General features: G+C 44.9%; 16 protein-coding genes. 8 read left to right on the plus strand and 8 right to left on the minus strand.

Translation table 11 applies throughout. The features are described 5' to 3' along the window. The first annotated feature begins 112 nt into the window (after positions 1-112). Both ACLVWP_RS06780 and ACLVWP_RS06785 read left to right on the plus strand, forming a co-directional pair. The gene (locus ACLVWP_RS06780) at positions 113-784 is read left to right on the plus strand and encodes a hypothetical protein (protein ID WP_413560853.1); all 672 of its coding nucleotides are present in this window, start codon (positions 113-115) and stop codon (positions 782-784) included. 219 nt (positions 785-1,003) lie between these two features. Then, the gene (locus ACLVWP_RS06785) at positions 1,004-2,296 is read left to right on the plus strand and encodes a beta-sandwich domain-containing protein (protein WP_413560855.1); all 1,293 of its coding nucleotides are present in this window, start codon (positions 1,004-1,006) and stop codon (positions 2,294-2,296) included. A 38-nt stretch (positions 2,297-2,334) separates the two neighbouring features. Here ACLVWP_RS06785 and ACLVWP_RS06790 read toward each other — a convergent pair whose 3' ends face one another. Further along, complete coding sequence (locus ACLVWP_RS06790) at positions 2,335-2,907, minus strand: hypothetical protein (RefSeq protein WP_413560856.1); 573 nt, start codon at positions 2,905-2,907, stop codon at positions 2,335-2,337. Positions 2,908-3,067: 160 nt separating this feature from the next. On the opposite strand from ACLVWP_RS06790, the gene msrA reads away from it, so the two are divergent. The 3 genes from msrA to ACLVWP_RS06805 all read left to right on the plus strand — a co-directional run bounded on the left by msrA (position 3,068) and on the right by ACLVWP_RS06805 (position 4,725). Further along, positions 3,068-3,625: a peptide-methionine (S)-S-oxide reductase MsrA gene (msrA, locus tag ACLVWP_RS06795; RefSeq protein ID WP_413560857.1), complete on the plus strand. Its 558-nt coding sequence runs from the start codon at positions 3,068-3,070 to the stop codon at positions 3,623-3,625. 148 nt (positions 3,626-3,773) lie between these two features. Continuing rightward, positions 3,774-4,184, plus strand: coding sequence for a hypothetical protein (locus ACLVWP_RS06800; RefSeq protein WP_413560859.1), 411 nt, complete (start codon positions 3,774-3,776; stop codon positions 4,182-4,184). Between the two features lie 16 nt (positions 4,185-4,200). Then, complete coding sequence (locus ACLVWP_RS06805; protein ID WP_413560861.1) at positions 4,201-4,725, plus strand: YaeQ family protein; 525 nt, start codon at positions 4,201-4,203, stop codon at positions 4,723-4,725. On the opposite strand, the gene ACLVWP_RS06810 is transcribed toward ACLVWP_RS06805, so the two are convergent. After that, positions 4,720-5,184, minus strand: coding sequence for a hypothetical protein (locus ACLVWP_RS06810; RefSeq protein WP_413560862.1), 465 nt, complete (start codon positions 5,182-5,184; stop codon positions 4,720-4,722). The genes ACLVWP_RS06805 and ACLVWP_RS06810 overlap by 6 nt on opposite strands. Before the next feature lie 107 nt (positions 5,185-5,291). Between ACLVWP_RS06810 and ACLVWP_RS06815 the strand changes: the two genes are divergently transcribed. Further along, positions 5,292-6,428 (plus strand): MBL fold metallo-hydrolase, encoded by a 1,137-nt coding sequence (locus ACLVWP_RS06815; RefSeq protein WP_413560864.1) that lies wholly within the window; start codon positions 5,292-5,294, stop codon positions 6,426-6,428. Between the two features lie 89 nt (positions 6,429-6,517). Next, positions 6,518-6,802 carry a hypothetical protein gene (locus tag ACLVWP_RS06820; protein ID WP_413560865.1) on the plus strand — a complete coding sequence of 95 codons (285 nt, stop codon included), beginning with the start codon at positions 6,518-6,520 and terminating at the stop codon, positions 6,800-6,802. A gap of 89 nt (positions 6,803-6,891) precedes the next feature. Here the strand turns inward: ACLVWP_RS06820 and ACLVWP_RS06825 are convergent, their stop codons facing one another. From ACLVWP_RS06825 to wecB, 6 genes are all read right to left on the minus strand, one after another. Continuing rightward, positions 6,892-8,166: a glycoside hydrolase family 113 gene (locus tag ACLVWP_RS06825; protein ID WP_413560866.1), complete on the minus strand. Its 1,275-nt coding sequence runs from the start codon at positions 8,164-8,166 to the stop codon at positions 6,892-6,894. Positions 8,167-8,174: 8 nt separating this feature from the next. Continuing rightward, positions 8,175-9,893, minus strand: coding sequence for a hypothetical protein (locus ACLVWP_RS06830; protein WP_413560867.1), 1,719 nt, complete (start codon positions 9,891-9,893; stop codon positions 8,175-8,177). Beyond that, positions 9,893-11,680 (minus strand): DUF2334 domain-containing protein, encoded by a 1,788-nt coding sequence (locus tag ACLVWP_RS06835; protein WP_413560868.1) that lies wholly within the window; start codon positions 11,678-11,680, stop codon positions 9,893-9,895. The genes ACLVWP_RS06830 and ACLVWP_RS06835 overlap by 1 nt, the downstream gene beginning before the upstream one ends. After that, on the minus strand, positions 11,677-13,059 hold the full coding sequence (locus ACLVWP_RS06840) for a glycosyltransferase (RefSeq protein WP_413560870.1): 1,383 nt from the start codon (positions 13,057-13,059) through the stop codon (positions 11,677-11,679). Before ACLVWP_RS06840 ends, ACLVWP_RS06835 begins: the two co-directional genes overlap by 4 nt. After that, on the minus strand, positions 13,059-13,616 hold the full coding sequence (locus ACLVWP_RS06845; RefSeq protein WP_413560871.1) for a hypothetical protein: 558 nt from the start codon (positions 13,614-13,616) through the stop codon (positions 13,059-13,061). The genes ACLVWP_RS06840 and ACLVWP_RS06845 overlap by 1 nt, the downstream gene beginning before the upstream one ends. Positions 13,617-13,922: 306 nt before the next feature. Continuing rightward, a complete protein-coding gene (gene wecB / locus ACLVWP_RS06850; protein WP_413560873.1) occupies positions 13,923-15,086 on the minus strand; it encodes a non-hydrolyzing UDP-N-acetylglucosamine 2-epimerase in 1,164 nt (387 codons plus the stop codon). A gap of 315 nt (positions 15,087-15,401) precedes the next feature. On the opposite strand from wecB, the gene ACLVWP_RS06855 reads away from it, so the two are divergent. Continuing rightward, the gene (locus ACLVWP_RS06855) at positions 15,402-21,851 is read left to right on the plus strand and encodes an Ig-like domain repeat protein (RefSeq protein WP_413560874.1); all 6,450 of its coding nucleotides are present in this window, start codon (positions 15,402-15,404) and stop codon (positions 21,849-21,851) included. Positions 21,852-21,890 lie beyond the last annotated feature (39 nt).

The raw sequence follows: 21,890 nt of genomic DNA on the forward strand, positions 1-21,890 counted from the left end.
ATTAAGGCTGCGTTTTAAAAATTAATTTACGCTGCAACAAAAAATCACCACAGAAAAAAAAGCACTGATATAAGTCGCCCCACGCCAAATTAATTTTGGAAAGGAAGTAAATATGAAATCAGTAAAATCACTTTCGATCATTGCAGTTCTTTCTCTAGGTTTCGCTGCATGTAGCTCTAACAAGAGCGATGAAAAAAGCACCGCAGCTATCGCGGAAACTCTTTCTGGAGAGTCACTTCACTGTGAAAACGTCGAAATCGTTTCGATGCCAGCAACAGACGGGAAATCTAAGCCTGTCAAAATGAAGTATGAGACTTTGATTGATGCAACTCGTTTCTTTTCAGTTGATGGTACGGTAGAAAAAACCGCCGACAAAGGAACAAAGACATTTAAAGTCTATGTAGAAACGGAAAAAGGGGAGTTTGAATTAAGCTCTTCAGCAGAAAGCGTCTTTGAGTCAGAAGATTCTAAAACCGCTACAACCCTTGAAAACGGCGATGTTAAGGAAGTCGGTATTGTGAAAGCAACCCATACTTCCGGGAGTGAGCCCCAACTCACTGAAAATTCCTACGAGCAGATCGTCAGAACAAAGGATGGCGTTAAGAAAATTGTTTATAAACTAGTAGATGGTGCTGAAGTACCATCACCAGATATCGAAACGACGGAAAAAGTAGAAGAAGGCATTAAAACGATCTCTTCTATCTTGAAAACTCCGTTTGTTGAACAATCTAGTAATGTAACGACCGAAAGTTCTTCAAGTATTTGTACAGTTAAAAAGCAATAGTGTCCTCCCAACAAGCAAGGTGAAAACCTTAAACCCGCGAGTTACCCCACGACTCGCGGGTTTTTTATTGCGCAAAAGAGTCCTCATTGAGGGCTGACAAATAGCGGTTTGATTTTAAGCATCCCGTGCATTCTTTGATCGAGATTTTTCGTATTCCCGATTCAAATCTTCAGTCAGACGAACGTCTAGAGAGAACAAAACACTGAAAGGAATGAATTTATGGATCGTCATTTGGCGAAACGGGTTATTACGTCTTTATTGGTTCTACAGGCACCAGCGGCGGCACTTGCCTATGAATCAGCACCATTCAATGAACAGGTATCGGTCATGGCACCGCAGTCTCGTTACGAGGGATCTGCCCGTATCAGCGATATCTCGCGGAAGGGTGGCGGAGACTTGTATAAGTTGGATTTAGCGAAGCCCCTCCCTATTGTGCAGCTAAAAGCAAAGCCGAAATCTGGCAAAGTTAAAATCATCTCTGTGAATCTGGTGAACGATAAAGACGAGCGTATTATCGTCAATGCCTTGAGCAATATTTTGGTTTCAGAGGCGGATAAAGAACTGTCTTCTGAGATTCTGAGCTCAAATGCCATTATTAAAAGTATCGAAGTCCAAGTTGAGGCAATGGGCGGAAATGCAGCACTTGATATCAATGCGATCTCCACTCAAGAAGCTCCCAAGTTGGCTCTTCGTAGTGAAAGCAATGACAACGGCAATACGTGCGGTAAAAAGTTTGATGGCATCTTAAAAGAAAAATTAGACCTGGTTCAGCTTTGGGCCTCTCGCGCAGAGGGTAGTGTCCAAGGATCATGGCAAGAAAAGTATGCTAGCAAAGAATTCAACAGATACGTGAATGATTTCATTGCGACTCTAAAGTCAGACAAAGCAACATTCGCCTCTCTTGATTATACTTTGACGCTTTTGAACTTCTTTGCAGAACGCCACAACGCCAGTCGCGTAGATAGCGCTTCAGAGCAAGGTTATAAAGCCATGGCGACGGAAACCTTTGAGGTGTTCTTGTTGTCGATCCAAAGTGATCAAAACTGTCGTGTGATCTCTAGTGATTCACTGATCAAAATCGCCTTGGACTTCCAAAAAAAGCAAGAGGCCAATAAGCCCGACAGTCGTGCTCGTAAAATCTACGAGATGATGATTTCTAAATTAGGCAAATTGATCCCAACTCAATATCGTAAAGAGTTGACGACTAAGAACCTTAATTTCCGTCAGGCTGATACGGAAGCTCATAAAAACTATAAGCTATTCACTGGCAGCAAAGCCGAAAGCTTCCTAAAGGAAACTTATCAGGAAATGAGCATGAATGCCTATGGTTTGGCTGAGCAAGCGTTGCTGCGTGAAGTGAAATCACTGAACAATGAACAGACTTATCAGTTGATCGTGGAATTCCAAACCAAGTACAACGATCCAGCGAATTATCCTCAGGAGATTATGCTGAAGTATCTGACGACGTTGTCAGAGCATAGCAATTTCCTAAGAATGAATCCGGGAATGTAATCAAATAAAAAAAGCCAGTGTCACCACTGGCTTTTTCTTTAGAATCCGACACCAGCTGAGATGGTGTTTTGGAAGTCGCTTTTTTCCCAATCGTTATCTCTAAAGATAACTGTGGAACTTAAGTTGATGGAGAGTCGGCCAAAGTTGACCCCGACGGAGGCACCCGCGTAAGGGTTGTATTTGATAGGACGCTTATCCGTTGTTACCACACCAGCTGAAGTCTCTTCGCGAGTGGTTTGTGTTGCTTGGGCACCGGCACGGCCTGTCAGATGGAAATACTCCATGCGGTAAGTAGAGCTAAAACCTAGTTTTAATCTCTCATCATCAGTTTTGATTTTTTCAGGAGCAGTAGAGAAGTCTTCAGTATCAGTGGCCTTTGTATATTCGGTCTCGACTGAAAATAGATCGACACCCAGGCTCAAGCGCAAACCATACATTGAACGAGTTTGCAGGTGGGGAGTCGGGTAATCACGGAATACAGTCTCGATACCATAAATCGGTTCAATTTTATAACCCTTGCCTTGAGCAAGAGTTACGCGAGCTGCAAGAGCGGAATGAGCTCCTAGCAAACCAGCAAAAACAACGATCCACTTCATCGTAGACAACTTCATGAGGCCTCCATGCATATACCCTGTTAGTTTACATATAAAGGGAGGCTCGCGCCCAAGGCTTTTTTGTTTTGGACTAGTTTGAGTCAGTGGTTTTTTAAAGACACCCCCAGACGTTTGTCTCCAAGTATTAAACCGATATAAAAGCTGGTATAATGGCGATATGAAAAACATCTTGCGCACTCTTATTTTAGTCATGGTCACAGCTCTCTTTTCCTCTCACAGTTTGGCGGAAACGTCTTATCTGGCGGGCGGCTGTTTTTGGGGAATGGAAGACCTGCTTCGTAAGCTACCGGGCGTGACTTCCACGCAAGTCGGCTACATGGGCGGCAAAATTCCTAATGCCACTTATAACATCGTAAAAACTGGGGTCAGCAATCACGCAGAAACTGTGAAGGTTGAATTTGATCCGAAAAAATTGAGCTACGAAAACCTGCTTCTCTACTTTTTTAAAATTCATGATCCGACGACACTAAACCGTCAGGGAAATGACGTGGGAACACAGTATCGCAGCGAAATTTTCTATACTTCAGATCTACAGAAAGAAACGGCCTATAAGGTTATCGCAAGAGTTGATAAATCCAAAGCCTGGGGTAAACCCGTCACCACTGTAGTCGGAAAAGCGGGTGAGTTTTGGAAGGCCGAAGACTATCACCAGGATTACCTACAAAAAAATCCCGACGGCTACACCTGCCACTTTGTTAGAAAAGTTGAATTTTAAAATTAACATCTGTGATGTCTAATGCTCAGACGGAGGCGCTTTTTGTGTCTCTTTACGGGTATTTAGCGCCATCAGCTCCAATACGTTCCAGCTAATACGGCATGTGATCTGCATCTTAGCGAGCGAACATTATTATATGGAGTCGCAAATGAAATCTTTGAGAAATGCTCTAGTACTTGGAATCGTGATGTTTGCTGGTTTCGCTCAAGCCGCAAGTGATAAAGTGGCCGTGGAAGGTGTGGTTGAAGTTCCCGTAGCGGCAGGTACCGCTGAATTAACAGCCTATTCTAAAATTGCCGGTGGCGTGACTTTGACTTTGGATGCGACGGGTGTGCAAACCTTGCGTTTGAAATGCCACCAAGGAATCAAAGGTGTTTCTTTGTATGTCTTCATGCGTGGAAATATCATGTCTGAACAACTAGAGAGCAAAGTTGAAAACATGCAAAGCTGTGTTGAGCAGTTGAATAAGATTGCTTCTGAAGTTCACGACGGTGCAAATGCTCTTCGCGTTGAAGTTCGTACAGATCATACTTTGGGTCTTTCCACTTTGACTCACTAAGTGTACTGTCTGGTTCATGCTATATCGCTTTCAAATTGAATTTTCTGATATCGACCGCGGAGTCTATGAATCCTTAGACTTCCGCGTAGCCCAACACCCCTCAGAAACTTATCCGTATATGTTAAGCCGAGTACTGGCTTACTGTCTGATGTATCAGGAACATTTAGAATTTACTCCAGGTGGTCTCGCAGACCCCGAGAGTCCGGCCTTAAGAAAGCTGAGTCTGCAAGGCGCTATTGAACTTTGGATTGAAATTGGCAATCCATCGTCCCGGAAACTGCATAAGGCCTCAAAGGTAGCTAAGCAGGTTGCAGTCTATACATATAAAAATCCGGAAGTACTTTTGGCAGAGATTCGCGGCAATGAAGTTCATCGTGCCGAGGACCTGCAACTGTTTGCCATTGATCCAAAGTTTTTAGATCAAGCCGGCGACAAGGTAGAGAAGAACAATCGTTGGACGCTACTAGTTCAGCAGGGCACGCTAGACCTGACAATCGGTGAAGAAACGATCTCAGGCGAAGTTAAACAAGTGTCATTATAAATCGTCTGGTAGGGCTGTGCGAGGGAAGACTTTGATGACTTCACCGCTGAATCCGTCGTCACAGTTTTCAACTTGATACTTAGCTTGTAAATCCTGATTTGAATTTATCGAGTGTTGATATTGACGATGCATACAAAGACCATGATCTTTGGTTTTTACATAGCCATCATAATTTAGTTTAAAAGTTACTCCAGATTCATTGACCTGCGCGGTTTGGCAGCGCTGCTGAACGCAGATCGGAGTGCCGTCGAAATAGATCACCTGTTTATCGGGTGACATGATGATTTCGCCTTTTTTAGTAGTGAATCCCGTCCAACGAATCACACGCGTGCAGGCTTCGCTTTGATAGCGCAGAACTGCACCTTCAGTCATTTGATAAAGTCCGCTCAGGTCAGGACAGCTTTCCGCCATTGCTATAGAACCAAATAAAGTAAGGACTAAAGGTGTAAGTCTAATCATAAGGACTCCTTGATAAAAGACTGACACGAACTTCGAGGTCTGTATATGAGAAGTGATTGGCATCTCGCATTTTTTCGGACTATCCTCAGACCGGGGAGTATCGCCACATGATCAAGATCATTTCTTTTATAGTTATTTTTATTTCAGCTCTGATCGCAGGGGGATTTTTAATAACGGGTTGTGCATCGTCTTTTGGGAAATTGCCATCTAAAGAAAATACCGAAGATTTTAAAAAATCTAAAAACTACGACGCCGACAAAGGTATTTTCGTAAATCGTCGTCCAACAATTATGGATGAGATGCGTAAACGCACCATGAACTTTTCAACGTTCAAAGATTTCCTGGTTGGGGGAGACAAAGACCGAACTCCCTCCGCGAATCTTCCCGAAGTGAAGCCTGACTTTGCCGAGTTTTTGAAACCGAGTGAAGATCTTAAGATCACATGGTTTGGTCACTCGACAGTTCTGTTGAATATCGGTGGCAAGATCGTTTTGATTGACCCTGTATTGTCAGATTCAACAGGTCCTTTGGGTTTTATGATGAAGCGCTTTCAAAAAGCCGTTATCAATCTGACAGAGCTTCCAAAAATTGATGTCGTCGTAATTAGTCATGACCACTATGATCACCTCGACATGGATTCGATCAAATATTTTGCCGACAAAGCCGTCCCATTTGTAGTGCCGTTGGGAGTGGGAGCTCACCTGCAACGCTGGGGCATTGAGCAAGAGAGAATTCAAGAATTGGATTGGTGGCAGAACTCTAGATTTGGAGATGTCGAGCTCACCGCAACTCCTGCGCAACATTTCTCGGGCCGTGGAATGTGGAATCAGAATAAATCTTTGTGGGCTTCGTGGGTGATTAAAAGTCCAAAGCACAGCGTTTATTTCAGCGGTGACTCTGGATTCGACACTCACTTTAAAGACATTGGCGATAAGCTTGGACCTTTCGATATCGCATTCGTTGAAAGTGGTCAGTACAATGAAAAATGGCGCGAGGTTCACTTGTTGCCAGAGGAATCTGTACAAGCCTTTAAAGACTTGAAAGCGAAACGTTACTTCCCAATTCACTGGGGCATGTTCACACTGGCATTCCATTCTTGGCATGAGCCTGTGGATCGCTTAGCGAAAGCCGCAAAAGAAAACGGCATGATCTTAGTGACACCAAAGCTGGGCGAACTTGTAACAGTGAATGACTCTTTATTGAGCACGCAGTGGTGGAACGAGGCCACGACAGTCCAAAAATAGACTTCAAGAATAACGCTTCGTCCGGTGCGGGTGAGGCGTTTTACTCCAGGCACAGCAATTGCTTTGTCTTCTTGGTGGAAGGATCAACCATGAAGAAGACGACAACTCAGTTTCTAATTTTAAATCTCATTTCAGCCCTTATTTTGGTAGGTAGTACTGCGGAAGCAAAGTTCTGTGGCTTCAAGCGCACAGTAGAATGCTCAGGCATGGTCACGACAGAGAGCTCCAGTGGCTATATGACCTATGTTTTGAACCGCGTGGTTTATGATTCCTGCGGCAGAGAGGTGTCAAATAAGCTCCATAAGCTTATGGGCACTCCCGAAGATATCGAGCGTCAAATTCGTAAAGCTCGCTGCTCGGTCATTTTAGACTAGGCAAAATTCCCCAAAGAGTGCGGGGAGAATTTCCCCATTTTGACATAAAAAAATCCCCGCTGTTGAGGCGGGGATTTTAGTTTCTAAGACTATTTGTTTTTGAAGTAGTGATCTTTGATCACTTTTTCAGTCGCTTCTTTACCTAGTGGAGAGAAGCCGTTATCGCCTTTACCTTTTTTAGAAGGGTCAATAGCGATATCCCAGAACAAGATACCTTTGAACCATGGCCATTGTGGTTGCCAGAATGCTTCGAAGATCGCTTGGAAAGCAGCTGCTTGGTCTTGGATGTTCACAGTACCTGAACCAGCGTAAGCAAATGGATCGATGAAACCGCGGTCTACAGAGCGGAAACCGATTTCTTTGATAATAGCTGGTTTGTGGTGATCAAGAGTCAACTCGATTTGAGTAAGCCCAGTATCCAATTGAGTTGCGTAAGAATCCGCACGCAAGCGCAATACAGAAACCAAGTCACCGTAAGCTGTTGGCAATTGTTGACCGTTAGAAGCTAGAGAACGGTAGATATCCAAACCGATAGCATCTAGTTCTTTCCAGAAAGACGCAAGGTCAGCCCAGATTTTTTGCTCTTCTGGGTTTTGGCGATCTGCAAGGTCTACCAAACGGTAGCGCCATCTTTCGAATTCACCACCAGAAGCAGAGATACCGCCAGAGTTCACGCTGTCGTCAGTGAAGTTCACATCGTACATCAAACGTGCAGTTGGCAATTTCGTACGAACGTAACGAAGAAGTTCCAACCAACGACCTGGGAAACCGTATGGATATTCTTTCCATTGGTCTTCAATACCGACAGTCATAGAGTAAAGCTCAGCACCGATCGTGAATTCATCCACTTTCGCAAGCTTAGCCACTGTCAAATAAACGTCCAAGTAAACGCGGAAAGATTCAAACCAACGATTTGGATCTTTAGGTTGGATGTTACCATGCCACCAAGTTTTCTCAGAACCATCAGCCATTTTTTCGATGTATGGGAATTCGCCATTTGGACCAACTACGAAGAAGATCGGGCGAAGACCTACAGTCATACCTTGAGATTGAACGTACTTGATAAGTTTAGCGATTCTCATCGCTTCTTTAGAACGCTCAGCTGGAGCCGTAACCGGAACGATTTCAGAAGAGTATGGACCCTTCATTGTCGCACGTACGTTCAAGATGATGTGGTTTGAGCCAAGACGTTTTGCTTCATCAACAGCTTGTTGAGCCAAAGTTTTCGGCTGGCCCGCAGCAGCTGCATCGTAAAGGAATCCATCTGACTCAGTCAGGTTGAAACCAGACACGTATTTGCCAGCGGCAAATGATTGCACGCTGAACAATAATAAGAAGCCTAGTACGAGTTTAGCAAAGTTCATATTAATACCTATTTCCCAACTCTTTTAAGAGTGCTGATAGTTTTAGCTTGGCCTTTACCACCAACAACTAGGTAAGCGTTCATACCTTTGTCAGTTAGGTTGCCGCGAAGTTGAACCCATGAAGAACCGATACGACGACCAGAAGTCATGATGATAACACCGTCGTTGCCTTTGCTGCCGATATTCAAATCAACAGTCAAAACAGAAGAATCAATACGACCCATTGTGTAGCCATTGAATGCAGTCACGATCACGCGAGCAAAGAATGGTTTACCAGTTGGAGGGTAGATGTAACCTTCGTAGATACCTTCAGCGTATGGAGAACCAACAACAGCTGTTTTCCACATATCGTTGAATTCTTGAACTTTCTTACCTTGAAGGCGAGACAAACCGTCGCGACCGAATGGATCTACAACAGTCATAACACCGTTATCGTAAGAGAACTTGATCGGTGGATTTTGATCGTGGTCCAAATCTTCGTAACGCTCAGAAGCTACGAAACCAGTACCTTGCAAGTTGTAAGCAACGTTGAAGAATGGTTTGTAAACAACGCCACCTTCCATAGAAAGAGCAGCTACCAACATATTTTCACGAGCCGTAGCTACCGTGAAGTGCCATTTACGACCTTTATTGTCAGTAAGAAGGTATTCGCCTTCGATTTTTTGTTCTTTAGCTAGAACCGGAGCTGCAGTAACGCCGATCCATTTAGCCATATCGTCAGACTCTTTCGCAAGACCTTTAGAGCGAGTTTGTTCGATAAGGATTTTTGTAAGCTCCAAGTATTTCGCAGAGTATTTACCAGAAGGGATTTTCTCTTGCGCCATCCAAGTTTGAGCCATGCCTTGAAGTTGGCGAGTTGCCAATGAATTCAAAGACGTTGTGAACTCTTGAGCAGTCATTGGCTCTTCGAAACGAACCATGCGCAAAAGTGTTTCAACAGTAGAATCACCAAGACCTGCAATCAACCAAGCTGGCGTGTTGTCAGATAGTTTAGTTGCTTGTTGGTTCAACAACAAAAGTTGCGCCAAGAAAGCGTGACCCGCAGCTTTGTTAGCTGGAGCGATAGAGTAAATAGCTTGGTTCATGAAATCCAAGTATTCAGACATAGCAGAAGACAATTTGATTTGAGAAACCCAGAAAAGGTTCTCGTCAGCTGTCATCGCACGGCCTTTAAGCATGTTTACCGCGATATCAGATTGCAAACGGCGGAAACCAGCAGGGATGTAAGGAAGGTTGCCAGATTTAGCATCGATAACCGGAAGGATTGAATCGATGTTAGCAGAAACCTTTTTCAAAGCTGTTGGATCTTTAACGATCTCGATTTGGTATTCAGCTACAGAAAGAAGGCGACCCAAAGCGTCTGCATCCATCCAAGAAGCATAGTACTGAACTTTTTCAGAAGGATCTTTAGAAAGATCCAACCAACGCATACCATTGGAAACCATGTGTAGACCCAAAGACTCTACAGCTTGTGGATAGTAAGCATCCATGTTCATGCGGTTAGCTTGTTTTTGTAGTTCGCCAAGGATTGCGAAGTACTTGTCGAAAGTTACAGCGTCTCTCATCTCAGAAATATTGAGATCAAGATCCATGATCACTTCACGCAAAGCGATTCTGTTTGTAGCGGCTTTCGTCACAAGCACTTCAGGTGCTGGAAGATTTAAAGCTGCCAATGCCAAACTTGGTGCTACTGCGAACGCCAATAGGAGGAGTTTAAATTGTTTCATTACTTGGTTTCCTTATAAATTGGTTCAGGTCTTTTAAATTTCGTATTCTTATTCATAAATTCATTAATATCGATGAACTTGTAGCCCATCTTTTTAAGCTCTCTCAGGATGTAGCGAAGTTCGCTAGGATCACCTGGGTAAGAGCCACGGCCACCGTCTTCGTAAGTCGTGAAAAGAAACGGGTGGTAGAAGAATGATGCCCAAGCATCACGTAGTACCAAGTTTCTTTTCGCATCACGAACGATGTCCTCTTTGCTGCGAGGATTTGTAACGTGTTCGTTTTGGAACGGTTGAGAGTTTCCAAGATTTTCTGGAATCAAACGTTGTCCATGAACGTCACCATAGATTTCGTAAGGGAAGAACTGACCGTTCCAACGACGAGAGTCTGTTGTCACTTGCAAGTTCTTAAAGAAATCACGGCGTAAAGCATCGCCATTAGCAGCTTTAGACTCAATCCAAAGATTTGAGTTGGCAGCAGCGTAGTTCAGGTCTTCAGCTTTGAAGTTGTAATAGATCATACGGCCCACGTTCCAAGAGAACACGTTAGCAAAGATGATGTTATCCAAAGTGCTGGCTTGGTAGTGGGGTGTTAGCCAAATTTTTGGCGTAATACCGGCTTTTTGTAGAACATAGAAACCATCATCCAATTTATCCAAAACATAGCTTGGAGAATCTTCTGCAACAGGTCCGTCGTTCGTCGTATCAAAGAATTCAAAATCGTCACCTGAAGTACCAGAGTGAGGATTCATTTGGCGCTTATATTGATGAGTTACACCGTGCCAGATGAACGTAGCATTTTGTTTCTTAGAATCAGCCACGTACTGCATGAATGCTGTGTGGCGGTCCATCGAAAGCAATTCCTCATTTGGATTGTTCGTGTACTGCTTCAATGGGTCAAAGAAAATAGGGATGATCGAGATATTCAACGGAACTTGCTCTTCTTGAAGAGTTTTGTTCGTGATGTACAACCAGCTTAGTGGAACCAAAGCATGAACGTCTTCGATACGCAGGAATGCGAGCTTATCAGCGTTGCGCGGTTGTGCGTTCAAGATATCAAACAATACGTCAGAGAATACCAAGTAACGATCAGCTTCATGCATGAAGCTGAACGGAACGTCAGCAAAATAGAACTTGTTTTTAGCGCGCAAGATGTAAGGAACTTGTTCGTTCGTTACGGGATTTTGCGCTGTCGCCAAAACTTGAGATTTTTCAGGAGCAACAGGTTTAACAATCGTTTGCTCGAAATCCGCTAGGAATTGACCGGGTTGGTCTTTGCTGAATTCGCCGTGTTTAAAGAACGTTTCGCCTTTATAAAGGACGTTCTTAAAGAAACTAGGACGAGCTTTATAGTCCAATTGAGAGCGGTTCAAAGTACTTAAGTGATCGTATTTGTAGCCAAAGATCTTTTCGAAATCATCATTCAACTTCCAAGTGCTATAGCCCAGCCATGCCACGTTAGATTTTGTTGAAACATAATCTTTCAAGAAGTCTTGAGGGATGTTGTTATCAAAGTAAGAAGCGATATAGATGCTCGCTGCACACTTATCAAGATCACCTTTTTTATAGGCTTCAATTGGTGAAACGATTTGCTGATATTCTGGGAAGTGACCCAAAAGATTCTGCAAGAACGTCGCATAGGTTTTCCCCATCCAATAGGATGAGTCCGGAGACTTGTCGTAATAGATATTTACGCACAATGCAGTTGCGGCTTGCTTAGGAGCAGCTGCTGCATTTTGCGTAGTACCTACGACTACGAAAAGGGTGAAAAGAGCGAAAAGATTTTTCATGTACTTTGGACCTCAATTTCTTTTCCGAAGTGTTCAGGCATGCGATGTTCAGTCTTAATCCAAGCTGGACGTTGACCGGTTCTTTGGCTTTCCTTGTATTGACGGTAGGCCTTGATCGTCGCACCAATATTAATATAGTTAGCTAAAAGCCAACGCACCGGCACGAGTGGGATGTGCATACGGGCATTGGTTAAGGACACGGCTTTCATTCTTTGGATGATACGAACTGACATATTGATCAAGTTCAGTAGCAACAAGAATTGGAAAGCAGATGTCTGTAGGATCTCTGGCAAGTTTCCAGTCGCACGAGCTGCTGCAAACGCCACTAATAACAAGACCGAGAAAACGATCAAAATACTGTTCAAAGGACCGCGACGGTCACGCCACATGAAGTACTTATCAACGGCAGTTCCAGTCCAGCTCAAGTTGTCTTTACCTTGGAAAGCGATTCCCAAAGTCCAACGAGATTTTTGGCGCATAGAAGCTTGCAACAAGTGAGGGAAGTATTCGCGAGTCGCGATAAATTCCTTTTTGCCGTTTTCTTTTTCATATTGAACGCAAGCAAAGCGAGATTTAAAGCCCAATTGCTTGGTCATCATGCCTAAGTGGTAGTCCTCAGTCAGAGTGTCTTCCTTAAGGAATTGACCGTCTTGAGCATCCTGCATTTTCATCATCAACGCGCGAGATAGGCATGTGCCGACCCCTGCAGATGGAATTGCGGCTCCCATGGATTCACGCACCAAAAGGTCTTTAGTATGTGACTCAGAGAACTCATCAATATAGACACCGCCCACGAACGAAGTCGCAGGAACGTCAAAAGAGAATACCGGAATTTGCACGAAGTCAGCACTCTGAGAGTAGTGATTCATCAAGCTCAATGAGTGAGGATGAAGAACGTCCTCAGAGTCTTGCATCAAGAACAGATCATATTTACGACCTGTAGAGATCTCAGACTTCAAAATCTGACGGGCCATTTCGTTCAGCATTTGACCTTTAGATGTCGGACCTGGCTGAGTGTTCACCACAACCACGACATTGTGTGGGAAAAGGTCTTCTAGTTTTTTAGCTGCATCCCAAGTCGCTGTATCGTTCGGATAAACACCTAAGAAGAATGTGTAGTTCTTGTATTGAAGGCCACGAAGATTGCCACGAATCATCGGAGCGATAACTTCGGCTTCTTTCCAGTTGGCGATCAAGATAGCAAAGCGCTTTTCAGGCTCTTGCTTGATCTTAGTAATAAAGTCTGATGTCACTTGGCGTGGCTTCAAGCGATTTACCAAAGCGTAAAGGTCAATGAACAAGTCATCCAGCGTGAATGTCAAAGCACCCACGACAACAACGAAAGCCAATAGAATAAATAAAGCATCAAAGGAAGGCATTAGAACGCTCCTCCGAAAACCAACATGGCTTCGTTATGACTTTTTTCACCAGATACGAACGCTTCGTAAGCAAGAAGGCTTGCGCTGAATTTTTCGCCAGCGACGATCAGACGTGCGCCGGCACGAGCTTGATCTGTATCGCGACCCAAGTCAGGAGTCGGGCTACGACGACCGTAAAGCTCGATGTAAGGATCGAACTTCCAGGCCTGAGAAAGATTAAAGCGGAAGCCCTGTTTGATCCAACCAGTGGATACAGGGTCGTTGTTGTAAGAGGGAAGGATCACGCCCTCAGCATAGAACTCTGTGAAGGCATTCAAAGATACGAGTTCGTATTGCCACATATTACCCGCAAACAAACCAATACGGCTGCGGTCTTCAGTGCGCGCCTCTGCAAAGATATGCAGCGAGTTCCAGATCTGATAGCGAGCGCCGATCAAAGGCATCACTAAGTTTTTGTCGTAAAGTGCATCTTGAGAGGAATCAGTTTTGTCTTGGCGTTGAGTTGCAGCACCCAAATACACAGCCGCACGATCGTCCTTGAAGAAGACGAAACGCAATTGCGTCTCTGTGAGAATGCCGTATTGAGGGACATAGCTCGTTTCAGAGTATAATTCTCCGCTCGCAGTGAGGGAGGCCTGAGAAGTTGTGCTGACGAACAAGGAGAGAATCAAAAGACCCAGGGTGTTTTTCAGTATACGTACCGTCGGTTTAATAAAACACCACCAAATAAGTTTGATAGCTTTTTAACGGTAAACTTGAATTTTCGCAATGTAAGGATGGGGTTTTAACGGAATTTCATAGAACGGCTCGAAAATTAACAATCGTTATTTGGTTTAGAAACAACGATTGTTATGAGCTTTGAATTACAGGTGTTTAGCAACGATATCTAGAATCTTTTCAGAAGCAGAGCCATCTCCGAATGGATTTTTAGCTTGGGCCATGCGCTGATAGATTTCTTTTTTATCTAAAACATCAGTAGCTACGCGGATAAACTCATCTTTCTTTAATGGGATGAGCATTGAAGTGCCGGCCTCGATGGCTTCAGGGCGCTCCGTTTTTTCACGTGCAACTAAGATCGGTTTACCCAGAGAAGGAGCTTCTTCTTGAACTCCACCGGAGTCCGTAATGATTATGTGGGCTCTATCCATCAAGTAGATAAAAGGTACATAGTCTACAGGCTCACACAGCCAGATTTTTGATTGGCCTGGTTTGACGGTCTCGCCTTTATCAATCCACTTGGCATTGTCGCCAAAGATTTTTTGCGCGGAAGCGCGAACTTGCGGATTCATATGAAGAGGAATCAAAAGCTCCAAGTCATTGCGACGAGAAAGCTCTAAAAGACCACTCATCACTTGCTCCATCGGTTCACCAAAGGATTCGCGTCTGTGAACAGTGACTAGCGCCAGATTTTTATCGCGACTTAGGAAAGAGTATTTATCCGCGAACTGGGCATTCAATTCTGGGCGTGCTTCGATTTTGTTTTTAACTTCAAACAAAGCATCGATTCCAGTGTTGCCTGTGACGAAAACGTCTTTTTCTGGATAGTGTTCGTGAATCAAATTTTGCTTAGCTGTTTCAGTGGGAGCTAAGTGAATTTTTGCGACAAGGGCGGTGCCTTTGCGATTAAATTCTTCAGGAAACGGGGAGAAGATGTCGCCTGAGCGTAGACCTGCTTCAATGTGGATCACAGGAATTTTGTGATAGAAAGAAACAAGGCTTGCGATGAAACCACTGGAAGTATCGCCTTGAACAACGATGCCATCGACTTTATTTTCTAGAAGAATTTTATTAAGGCCTGACATCACGCCCATGGAAATATCCACGAGTGTTTGACCTGGCTTCATCAAGTCCAAATCGAAATCAGGCTTGATACCAAAGAAATCAAAAAGAGGGCGGATCATCTCGCGATGCTGACCTGTTGAACAGACAAGAACTTTGAAGCGCGGATCTTTTTGCGCTTTCAAAACAACAGGGGCACATTTAATAGCTTCGGGACGAGTTCCAAAGACGAACAAGAGTGTTTTCATAAGCGCCTAATGTAAGATAAGCCGGTTGTTATTTACAGTTTCTGAGTGGGACTTGAAGAAATGACATATTTGTCGTTCACGTGGTCGCTTGTTTTTTTAGTCCTTGATGACTCCAATAATGACTCCATAAAAACTGAGTAAATACACAAATTTACGAGATATTCCTCATAAAAAAAGCCCAAAGTAGCAATGATTTCAAAGGTGTAATCTCGAATCGAGCCTAAAGGGCTACTCCTAAAATAGTACTCATATTTTGGATTCAGGAAAGACATTTTTGCCCTATAAGTATCTGGATGCCTCTCCGATAGGCACTGTATGGGAACGCAGGAACGTACTTGGAATGATTCTAAGATAAGTCTGAAGTCGGTGAGAACCACGGTAGTGGCTGCACTTACGGCTCTCGTTCTATCGTCTTGTACCCTGACGGCCTTGATCGACGAGGTCAATCATATCTCTACCAGCAGCATCACTGGGAAGCTCTCAAACTACACAGGCAATTCAAATCAGTCTCAAAGTGTTTCAGCTTCTAGCTGTGTGACACCTGTTGTGTACTTGTATCGCTTAAGCGAAACCGGCGACAGAGAGTTGCCAGAGATCGCATCGACAGGCGTTGACGATTCCGGCAGCTACACATTCAACCTGCAAGAGCTTGATAAATATAAAACCGAAGCGTTGAAATTGAACTCCATGGTGATCGAGGTCAAAGGTTGTACGGACCAGGTTTATTTTAGACCTGTCACTGGTTACACAGATCAGCACATCACGATGTCTTCTTCGTTATTGGGCTATGTGCTCAACACAGTTCACAAAGAAAAAATGACTCGTGCTTTGCAAGCCGATCCTTTGGGGATGGCTTCTTTGATGTTGATCTTGGGGACTCCAGATTCGATGGAGAAATCCTATAACGTGTTACTTGCGAACACCGAGGCGACAGATTTGTTTACCGCGCTTTTTGGGGTGCCTCCGACGGTTCTATTGGATGCGTCCCCTGAAGTGCTGATGACTCGTTTACCAGGTGCTGCGCAAGAGAGAATCGCGACGGTGATGGAGGCGGAAGCCACGCACTGGTCTTCGACCTATAATACGGTTTATCAATGGAAATTGAATTCATCTGTTATCGGTAATTTGAAAAGTCTTAGTTATTCCCCAGGTGGTAATGCCCAAGGGAACCATACATTGACTCTAACGATTGGTCAGAACGATGGGGCAGGCCAAGTTGATTTGACGAAGCCTTATAAGTCGTTCTCCTCAGCGATCAGTATTTCTAATAACGTACCACCGCAATCTCCGTCGTTCCAAGTGACAACACCATCTGTTGCCGATGGGAATCCGGTAAATACACGTTCTTTGATTTTATCGATTAATACAGGTGCCGCATTTGCAAATTGTGACACATTCAGTGGCATGCTTTTAAGCGAAAGCAACGTCATGCCGAGTGCATCGACCACATTCCCGATCGTATGTACATCCGCTGGAACTCAAGCGGCAAACTTCATGTTGTCCTCAGGTGATGCGACTAAAACAATTTATCTGTGGGCTAAAGATGCTTCAGGCACGATCTCTCAAGTGCCAACGTCTGTGGTGGTTGTACTTGATACTGCGATTCCGACGGTAACGATTTCAACGATTCCATTAGCGCAAAGTAAATCAAGCTCTCAGGTTTTTGCCTTCACAGGTAACGATGGATCGGGAGTGATTGATCACTTTGAATGTAAAATGGATGCGGGTTCTTGGACAGCCTGCTCGAGCCCGGCTTCCTATGCAAGTTTGACCGAGGGTGATCATACCTTCAGTGTACGTGCGATTGATACAGCAGGGAATATGTCTGCTGTGGATTCTAAAACATGGCACATCGATTTGACGGTGCCGACGTTAACTATTGCAGGACCTGCGGCGATCACAAATTCTTTGACGGCCGTTTTGACTTTGTCAGGTGCTGATACGGGTGGATCTGGTGTTGCTTCTTATCAATGCAGTCTGGATGGAGCAGCATTCGCGGCTTGTCCTACGACGAACACTCATGTGTTGGCAGCAGGTGCGCATTCATTCAGAGCTCGTGTTTATGACGGTGCTGGAAATGTTTCTGCCATTCAAACTCATACATGGACTATTGATACTTCAGCTCCAACAGTGACGATCACTTCAAAACCTGCAGCGACAACAAATGCGACTTCGGCAAACCTGGTGTTTGTCGGAAGCGATACGGGCGGTGGTAGTGTTGCAAGCTACGAGTGTGATATCAATGGCGGTGGATTCGCAGCATGTACTTCGCCGCGTGCTTATTCAAGTTTAACGGATGGTAGTTACACATTCAGAGTTCGTGCGACGGACACTGCGGGTAACGTAGGAACGGCAACGTCTTACACATGGGTTGTTAATACCGTGACGCCGATGGCTTCCATCACAAGCTCTCCGAATAGTATTACTAATCAGACTTCTGCAACATTTGCTTTCTTTGCGACGGCACCGCCATCGGGATCTATCACGGGATATGAGTGTAAATTAGATGGTTCTGCTTGGACGGCGTGTACCTCGCCGCATACCTATAATTCGCTTGTTCAGAACTCTCATACATTTGAAGTTCGTTCGATTGATAATAACTCTATGCCGAGTGATCCGACATCATTCACTTGGATTATTGATACAACAAATCCGACCTTAACGATCACTGATAAGCCAGAATTAACTGAGGGTTCTGCGAATGCTCAGTTTAAATTTACGGGTGCAGACACTGGTGGTGGAGCCGTTGATAAGTACTATTGCCAAATTGATGGCGGTGGTTTTGTCGAGTGTGCGAGCCCGAGAAATTTAACAGCACTTTCTGAAGGCAGTCATACATTTGACGTTCGCGTGACTGATACAGCCGGAAATACAAGCACTGCGCAGACTTATACTTGGTCTGTGGATTTGACGGCTCCTGTATTAACATTGTTAACGAAACCAGACAGTCTTACGAATCAGACGACGGCCGCTTTTACGTTTAGTGCCACAGATTCTGGTTCAATCAGCGGTTACGAATGTAAGATTGATGGTGGAACTGCCACGGCCTGTGTTTCAGGAGTTTCCTATTCGTCATTAATCGGTGGTGCGCACAGTTTTGAAGTTGTTGCGATCGATGCCGCAGGAAATTCCTCTAACAGTGTTACTTATTCTTGGACTATCGACTTAATTGCTCCAACGGTGACGATTGCCGCTAAACCGAATGCAAATTCAAATTCTGCGACGGCCGTATTTGGCTTTACAGGCAGCGACACAGGCGGTGGTAGTATCGCAGGTTACCAATGTAAGTTGGATGGTGGAGCTTACTCGTCTTGCGTATCTGGGGTTTCATTTGGATCTTTGGCTGATGGAAGTCATACGGTTTCCATTATGGCGACAGATACAGCTGGTAATGACGGAACGGCAGTGAGCTATACATGGACTGTCGATACGGTGGCTCCGACTTTGACGATCACAACTCCATCGGCGAATGGTTATGTGATTCCTTATAGTAGCCTTACTTCGGTAAGTATTGGTGGTGCTTGTTCTGAAAATGGCGTGAATGTGACACTGTCGGGTGTTTCTGCGTCTCCGGCGGTTTGTGCGAGCAACGCTTGGTCTATGACAGTTAATATGGCGGCAGTTGCCGATGCGACTTATACATTGACGGCAAATCAGACAGATGCTGCTGGAAACGTCGGCTCGTCAGCGGGCCGCACGGTCGTGAAAGATGCGACGGCTCCAGCAATCACAGTCACAACTCCTGCTGCGGTTCAAGGTGGCGGCGTAGTTAATGCGACATGGGTGAATACGGAAGTGAATGTGGCCACGGGCTCTTCATTTACAGTGGAGCTTTATGATGGCGCGAATTGGTCAACGATCGGTACGCGAGCTGCAACGGCAGGTAATAACTCAGCAGTGAATTATTCTTATAATGGAATTTCGGTTCCTGTGACGAATACCAATGCCGCGAGATTGCGTGTGACGTTGGTGGATGCGGCAGGAAATCAAACGGCGGCAACATCAGGAGCCTTCGTTATTGATAATACTCCACCGACATTGTCATCGTTTGTTCTGAATAGTGGAGGCGCCTCTACAAATAAGAACAATATTCCGGTCAGCTTCACGGGTGTGGATTCATTATCGAATATTTCAAAAATCTGTATGAAGACAAGCTCGACGGCGCCGACTTCTGGTAGCAGTTGCTGGGTGAATGTGGCCTCTTACGGTTTGGCTGCGTCGAAAAACCTAAGTACGTCGTCGATCTATTACAACGTCGGTTTAGTGTCTGGTACTTACACGATTTATATTTGGTTGATGGATGCGGTTGGTAATATTTCAACCAATGCGGCGTCGACCGGAGTGGATCGTGGCACGATCGTTTATAACTCTCCAAATCCTCCAAGTATCAGTGCGATTCAGCTGACTTCGACGGATACGCCGGGAAATCCTCCGGCAGGTAATGATTTAAAAGTGACATCAGGCCAACCGATTTATTTGAAATGGAATATCGTGAGCACAACCGGACTTGCTGCGAACTCTATTCGCGTTTCCTACACGGTGGATGATTCTGGCGAGACGGGTGTTCTGTCGAGCACTCTTTCAAATGGTGCGAACGGTGGATGTACTGTGACAGCGGGCTATACGGGGTGTGCGATGTTTAGCGCTCCTGTTGGCACTTATTTCCGTTTGAAATTAAAAGCTGTGGATACGGAAGGATTCTTAACAACGATCACTTCAAATCCATTGAACTCTGGTTCAATCAATTTCTTAGCGGGTAATACCGACTTGGGATTGGGTTCCAGTGCTAAGTCTGCTTTGTTGCAGCCATCTGGTAGTAACTCTTTGGCGGTTTTAGATGACGGTCGAATCTTTGTTGTGGATTCGCGTGGCTTGGCGTGGGTGAATCCAACAACAGGTGTGTATGAGATTATTGCGACGACGGCGTCATCTGCTTCCGGTGATGGTGGTCCTTTAACGAGTGCCAAGTTTAAATCGATCACTGGTATTTGGGTTGATAGCAATAATGACATCTTGGTTGCTGACGAAAGAACGATTCGTAAGATCAACACTCGTGTCAGTCCGATGACGATTGCTCGCTATATTGGTGGGGGAAGTGATACCGGGTCTTACGTGGGTATTGCAACGAACTATAGATCATCGATCAATATTAAGCGTCTGTCGGTTTCATCAAACGGCGATATTTATTTCGTCGGCGAGAACAGCCGTAAAGTTCGTAAATATACGGCTGCCACGGGTGCCGTGAGCCTTATCACTCTGTCAGGTGCTGGTAATACGAACAGTACCACTCAGGACAATACTCTTTGTACTCATACGGATTATTTCGTTAAGTTTGATACGAATGGTAACACAGAGAAAATGGGCTGGGTTCTGTCTTCAGGTGGTACAGGATCGAGCTGTGCGATCAGTAGTACCAACGAAACACGCACCTATGCGCAGGTAGATCCGACGACGGGGATTGCAATGTTGCCAGCTCCAGGCCGCATCAACAATGCAACAGGGTTCCGTGAGCCAGTTGATTTCTATAATGATAAATCAGGAAATCTCTATACGGGCTACTACAACAGTACCAATGCCCAAGGTATCTTTAAGTTCGATGCATCGACTCTGACATGGTCAAGAATTTATGGTTTGCCGAGCATTGGAACATGTGCGGATGCAACGCCAACCGATGAGTGTGCTTTGCAAGTTCAAGCCATGGCCTTTAACTCGCAAGGACAGTTGTTCTATATTGACGCTCGTTCAAAAGCGATTCGCACTATCGATTACGAAGAGAAGATCCGCACATTGGCCGGAGATCCATTAGGATCTGAAAATGGCAAGGCCGCAGGTGTAAGTCGCTTCGTGGATCTGACAGATGTTAAAGCCTGGAATAATAACGGAACTAGCACGATCACGCTCTACGATTTCGGTGATGTTCGCATGCGTGAGTTTGTACCTGGTGGAAATTTGACGACCGTTGCGGGATTGCAGTATACGAAAAATCCTACGAATGGCCAGGTGGCATCGGCAGTTCCGATGGCGAACGTTTACGACGGAGCTCCGACTCGTTTCTTGTTAGCTGCTAACGGAGACATCTATTATCCTCGTCAGCAGGGTTGGGCTTCGCGAATTCTGCGTTCGACGGGTGTGTGGGATGATATCCTCGGCGGATGGACATATGGCCCTGGCCCGGTTGCACTCAATGGCAATACACTGTTGGTTTCTTCATTCTCCTACAACGGTACTTTGAATCGTTTGGTGGACTCGCGCCTTCAGTTTGTGAATATCAGTGGGAAAACTCAAACACGCGCCGTGTGGCTTGATGGCAGTACGAATATTGATAGTACGGTTTGTGCTGATAATGCCGTGGTGGCGGGTAGCTGTAGTATTAACGGCCTTGCTTTGGACCGAGCTTATCAAGGCGCTTGGGACCCAGCGACCAGTTCTTATTTGGTCGCTGATACGGGAGGCAATCGTATTGCTAAGTTTGCTTCCGATGGTTCTGGTGTGATGAGTACTCTGTTAACGACGGGTTCAAGAACGTTCTCGTTCTTTACGACGAATCGCCCTGCGAATCTATCTTCGAACGCTGTTTTCACTTGTACGGGTGGCGTGTTGTACAAATACGATCTTAATAACAGCGGAGCCGAAAGTACGATTGCTCTGCCGAATACAACGTTCACATGTAAGGGACCTGTTACTTACGATAGCAACAGAGGAACTCTGCTATTCGTGTACAAGCAAAATGGTCTTGAGGGTGTTGCGGAAGTTATTAATCCTTAGTCTACCTACATTGCTGATGTAACTCGGCATCATATTCAG

This window comes from Bdellovibrio sp. HCB209 (assembly GCF_047306065.1).
GTDB lineage: Bacteria > Bdellovibrionota > Bdellovibrionia > Bdellovibrionales > Bdellovibrionaceae > Bdellovibrio.

Coding starts and splice junctions, on each gene's coding strand:
- wecB (WP_413560873.1), bottom strand. CDS start 15,086: ATGAAAACACTCTTGTTCGTCTTTGGAACTCGTCCCGAAGCTATTAAA.
- ACLVWP_RS06800 (WP_413560859.1), top strand. CDS start 3,774: ATGAAATCTTTGAGAAATGCTCTAGTACTTGGAATCGTGATGTTTGCT.
- ACLVWP_RS06785 (WP_413560855.1), top strand. CDS start 1,004: ATGGATCGTCATTTGGCGAAACGGGTTATTACGTCTTTATTGGTTCTA.
- ACLVWP_RS06855 (WP_413560874.1), top strand. CDS start 15,402: ATGGGAACGCAGGAACGTACTTGGAATGATTCTAAGATAAGTCTGAAG.
- ACLVWP_RS06805 (WP_413560861.1), top strand. CDS start 4,201: ATGCTATATCGCTTTCAAATTGAATTTTCTGATATCGACCGCGGAGTC.
- ACLVWP_RS06780 (WP_413560853.1), top strand. CDS start 113: ATGAAATCAGTAAAATCACTTTCGATCATTGCAGTTCTTTCTCTAGGT.
- ACLVWP_RS06830 (WP_413560867.1), bottom strand. CDS start 9,893: ATGAAACAATTTAAACTCCTCCTATTGGCGTTCGCAGTAGCACCAAGT.
- ACLVWP_RS06820 (WP_413560865.1), top strand. CDS start 6,518: ATGAAGAAGACGACAACTCAGTTTCTAATTTTAAATCTCATTTCAGCC.
- ACLVWP_RS06815 (WP_413560864.1), top strand. CDS start 5,292: ATGATCAAGATCATTTCTTTTATAGTTATTTTTATTTCAGCTCTGATC.
- ACLVWP_RS06790 (WP_413560856.1), bottom strand. CDS start 2,907: ATGAAGTTGTCTACGATGAAGTGGATCGTTGTTTTTGCTGGTTTGCTA.
- ACLVWP_RS06840 (WP_413560870.1), bottom strand. CDS start 13,059: ATGCCTTCCTTTGATGCTTTATTTATTCTATTGGCTTTCGTTGTTGTC.
- msrA (WP_413560857.1), top strand. CDS start 3,068: ATGAAAAACATCTTGCGCACTCTTATTTTAGTCATGGTCACAGCTCTC.
- ACLVWP_RS06835 (WP_413560868.1), bottom strand. CDS start 11,680: ATGAAAAATCTTTTCGCTCTTTTCACCCTTTTCGTAGTCGTAGGTACT.
- ACLVWP_RS06810 (WP_413560862.1), bottom strand. CDS start 5,184: ATGATTAGACTTACACCTTTAGTCCTTACTTTATTTGGTTCTATAGCA.
- ACLVWP_RS06825 (WP_413560866.1), bottom strand. CDS start 8,166: ATGAACTTTGCTAAACTCGTACTAGGCTTCTTATTATTGTTCAGCGTG.